This window comes from Streptomyces sp. NPDC028907, assembly GCF_055564995.1.
On the sequence record NZ_JBVHVE010000046.1, the window covers coordinates 1 to 4,830 of the forward strand.

Here is a 4,830-nt window from a genome sequence, read left to right on the forward strand (position 1 = left end):
ACTCGACACCGCTGCCCTGCGCCGCCCCGGCGCCGAACCCCACCCGCTGCTACGCGGTTTGGCGCCCGCCGTACGACGGCGTGCCGCAGCCGGCGATCCCGCGCAGGAGGGTCCCTCGCTGGTGCAGCGGCTGGCCGGGCTGTCCCGGGAGGACCAGTACCGCGCGCTGACCGACCTGGTGCGTGCCCATGCCGCAGACGTGCTCGGCCACTCGGACAGCGGCGGCGTCGGGGCCCGACGCGCCTTCCAGGAACTGGGCTTCGACTCGCTCACCGCCGTCGAACTGCGCAACCGGCTCGGCACCGCCACCGGGCTGCGCCTGACGGCCACGATGATCTTCGACCACCCCACCCCGGGAGCCGTCGCCGGATATCTGCGCGAGCAGCTGGCGGACGAACTGTCGCCCGCCGGGCCGGTGATCGCGGAGCTCGACCGGCTCAAGACGGTCATCCCTGCTGCGGTCGATGACCATGGCGCGCAGGAGGAGATCACCGCCCGGCTGCGCGAGCTGCTCGTCCTCGTCGCCGGACCCGACCGGACGTACGACTCTGGGTCGGAGCACTCCGACCTCGACTCGGCGAGCGACGCGGACCTCTTCGCCCTCGTCGACGGAATCGACTGACGACACATTCGGTCCACGGACCCGCCGGGCCCCATGCCCCGCCGTGACCGCACCCACGCACCGCAGCACGCACTTCACCAGGGAGCTGACCTCACGTGGCTGACGAGCAAGAACTCCGCCAGTACCTCAAGCGGGCCATCGCCGACGCGCGTGTTGCCCGCAAACGCCTGCGTGAAGTGGAGGAGAGAGCGCAGGAGCCGATCGCGATTGTGGGCATGGCGTGTCGCTACCCGGGTGGGGTGACCTCGCCCGAGGACCTGTGGCGACTGGTCGCCGACGGCGTGGACGCCATCAGCGAGTTCCCCGACAACCGCGGCTGGGATCTGGAGGGGCTGTACAGTCCCGACCCCGAGCAGGTGGGGACGTCGTACACCCGGCACGGCGGTTTTCTGCACGACGCCGACCAGTTCGACCCGGCGTTCTTCGGCATGTCTCCACGCGAGGCCACGGCCACGGACCCGCAGCAGCGCCTGCTCCTGGAGACCGCCTGGGAGGCCTTCGAATGGGCCGGCCTCGATCCCAACGCGTACCGGGGGAGCCGTACCGGGGTCTTCACCGGGCTGATGTACTCCGACTACGGATCTCGCCCCCACCTTCCGGTCGAGGGCCTGGAGGGCTATCTCTACAGCGGCAGCGCGGGCAGCATCGCCGCAGGCCGGCTCGCCTACACCTTCGGCCTGGAAGGGCCGGCCGTCAGCGTCGACACGGCCTGTTCGTCGTCCCTGGTCGCACTGCACCTGGCCGTCAACGCCCTGCGGCAGGGCGAGTGCGACCTCGCCCTGGCCGGCGGTGCCGCGGTGATGTCCACCCCCGTCGGCTTCCTGGAGTTCTCCCGCCAGCGCGGGCTGGCACCCGACGGCCGGGTCAAGTCGTTCGCCGCCGCCGCGGACGGCACGGCGTGGTCGGAGGGCGTGGGGCTGCTGCTGGTGGAGCGGTTGTCGGACGCGCGGCGCCTGGGTCACCGGGTGGTGGCCGTGGTGCGCGGCAGCGCGGTGAACCAGGACGGGGCGTCGAACGGGCTGACTGCGCCCAACGGTCCGTCGCAGGAGCGGGTGATCCGGCAGGCGCTGGCGAACGCGGGGCTGGCGCCGTCGGACGTGGACGCGGTGGAGGCACACGGGACGGGGACCCGCTTGGGGGACCCGATCGAAGTGCAGGCGCTCATGGCGACCTACGGACAGGAGCGCATCGGCGATCAGCCGCTGCGGCTGGGGTCGTTGAAGTCGAATATCGGCCACACACAGGCCGCCGCCGGGGTGGGCGCGGTGATCAAGATGGTGCAGGCGATGCGGCACGGGGTGCTGCCACGGACCTTGCACGTGGACGCGCCGACGCCGTTCGTCGACTGGGACGCCGGCGCGGTGGAGCTACTGACCGAGGCGCGGGAGTGGCCCGAGGCCGAGGGACGTCCGCGGCGGGCGGGGGTGTCGTCGTTCGGCATGGGCGGAACGAACGCGCATGTGCTCCTGGAGCACGCTCCGCAGGACGAGAGGGGTGAAGCGACCGGCGCCGTCACGCTGTCGCCAGAGCCCTCGGTGTCCCCTGCGTCCACGGTACTGCCGTGGGTGCTGTCCGCGCGAACCCGGGAGGCGCTGGCCGCGCAGGCGGACCGGCTGCTGAAGCACCTGGAGGAGGACCCCGGACATGAGCCCCGGGACATCGCCCGCTCCCTCGCCACCACCCGGGCCGCGCTCGACCACCGTGCCATGATCGTGGCCGCGGACCGGGAGCAGGCGGTGGAGCGACTGCGTGCCCTCGCCGAGGGCCGCGGTGTGCCCGGACTGATCGAGGGCAGCGCCGCCGAGCCGTCGAAGACCGCGTTCTTGTTCCCCGGGCAGGGCTCCCAGTGGGTCGGCATGGCCGTCGGCCTGATGGACACCTCCCCGGTGTTCGCCGAGCGGATCGCCGCGTGCTCCGACGCGTTCGCGCCCTTTGTGGACTGGTCCCTGGAGGATGTCCTGCGCGGCGCCGACGGCGCCCCGTCCCTCGACCGTGTCGATGTCGTCCAGCCCGTCCTGTTCGCCGTGATGGTCTCCCTCACCGCGCTGTGGCAGTCGTACGGGGTGCGACCGGCCGCCGTGGTGGGCCACTCGCAGGGCGAGATCGCCGCCGCCTGCGTGGCCGGGATCCTCACCCTGGAGGACGCCGCCCGGGTGGTGACGCTGCGCAGCCAGGTCATCGGACGGGTCCTCGCGGGCCTGGGCGGCATGGTGTCGGTGGCGCTGCCCGCCGAGGAGGTCCGCGAACGCATCAGCCCGTGGGCGGGGCGCCTGCACATCGCCGCGGTCAACGCGCCGTCCTCGGTGGTCGTGTCGGGCGAGGTCGCTCCGCTCGAAGAACTGCTCGCGGCCTGTGCCGAGGACGGAACACGGGCCACGCGCATCTCCGTGGACTACGCCTCCCACTCGGCGTACGTCGAGCTGATCGAAGAGGAACTGGGCGAGCTGCTGGCTCCCGTGCGCCCGCGCAAGGCCGAGATTCCCTTCCTGTCCACCGTCACCGGCACTTGGCTGGACGGCCCCGAACTCGACCCTGCGTACTGGTACCGCAACCTGCGGCAGACCGTGGAACTGGAGCAGGCCGTCCGCCGCCTCCTCGACGACGGATTCGGCACATTCATCGAGTCCAGCGCGCACCCGGTCCTCGCGGTCGGCGTGCAGGAGACCGCCGAGGCCGCGGGCGTCGACGCCGTCGTCCTCGGGTCGCTGCGCCGCGACCAGGGTGGCATCGACCAGATGTGGGCCGCCCTCGGGCAGGCGTACACCCAGGGCGTCGAACTGGACTGGGACGCCGTCTTCGGCGGTACCGGCGCACGTACGGTCGAGCTGCCGACGTACGCGTTCCAGCGGACCCGGCACTGGCTGCTGGGCACCGCCGTACCCACCGACGCCTCGGCCTTCGGCCTGGTGACGGCGGGTCACCCGCTGCTGCGCGCGGCCCTCGGTGTCGCCGACCGCGACGAGACGGTGTTCACCGGACGCCTGTCCCTGCGCTCCCACCCGTGGCTCGCCGACCACCGGGTGTTCGGCGAGGTGCTGCTGCCCGGCACCGGCTTCGTCGAGCTGGCGCTGCGTGCCGGCAATCAGGTGGGCTGCGACGGCCTGGTGGACCTGACGCTGACCGCACCTCTTGTGGTGCCCGAGCACGGTGACGTACGGCTGCAGGTCGTGGTCGGCGAGGAGGACGGCTCCGGCCGCCGTACGGTCGGCGTGTACACCCAGTCGGAGGGCGGCGAGGACGGGCTGCCCTGGGTGCTGCACGCCGAAGGCGTGCTCACCACGGCGGACGAGGACGGACCGGAGGGCGCCACCGAACTCGCGGTCTGGCCGCCGGAGGGCGCCGAGGAAGTGCCGCTGGACGAGGGCCTCTACGACCGGCTGGCCGGCTACGGCTACGGCTACGGCCCGGTCTTCCGCGGGCTGCGCCGCATGTGGCGGACGGACCGCGAGGTCTATGCCGAGGTGACGCTCGACGAGGACCAGCGCGCGCAGGCGGCCTCGTTCTTCCTGCACCCGGCCCTGCTGGACGCGGCCCTGCACCCGCTGCTGCCCGGTGTGTCCGACGAGACCGAGGAAGACGGCCCCACGCTGCTGCCGTTCGCGTGGTCGGGCGTACGTGCGCACGCCGTGGGCGCCACCGAACTGCGCGTCCGGCTGTCGACCACCGCCCCGCGCACGGCAACCCTGCTCGTCGCCGACGTGACGGGCGCCCCGGTCGCCACTGTGGAGGCCCTCGAACTCCAGGAACTCACCCAGGAGGCGCGGGCCGCCGGCCGGGCCACGCGAGGCGGACTGTTCCGCCTGGAGTGGACGCCCCTGCGCCTCGACGCGACGGTGGGGAACACCGAGAACATCGACACGTGGGTGGTCTTGGGCGACGGGCAGCCCTTCACGGCGCTCGCCACCGACCGGATCCACGCCGACCTGAGCGCGCTGGCGCGGGCCGTGGCGGGCGGTGAGCCGGTGCCGGACACCGTCCTGCTCCCGCTGCTGCCGGACGGCACGGGCGCGGAGGGGACCGGTGTCCGCGCCCGTGAGGCCGTACACGGGCTGCTGGAGACCGTGCGGACCTGGCTGGCGGACGACGCCTTCGGCGGCTCCCGGCTCGTCGTGGTCACGCGCGGAGCCGTGGCGATCGGTGACGAGGCGGTGCGTTCCCTGGAGCAGGCCGGTGTGTGGGGTCTGCTGCGTTCGGCGATCACGGAGCAT

The 4,830-nt window shown here is 72.8% G+C and carries 2 protein-coding genes; both read left to right on the forward strand.

Annotated features, from left to right (window positions below; genetic code table 11):
* Positions 1–622 (forward strand): acyl carrier protein (locus ACZ4UU_RS45040; RefSeq protein ID WP_471909264.1); only part of this gene is annotated, 622 nt, incomplete at its 5' end.
* Between the two features lie 95 nt (positions 623–717).
* The coding region (locus tag ACZ4UU_RS45045) for a type I polyketide synthase (RefSeq protein WP_471909265.1) at positions 718–4,830 on the forward strand (4,113 nt) is incomplete at its 3' end.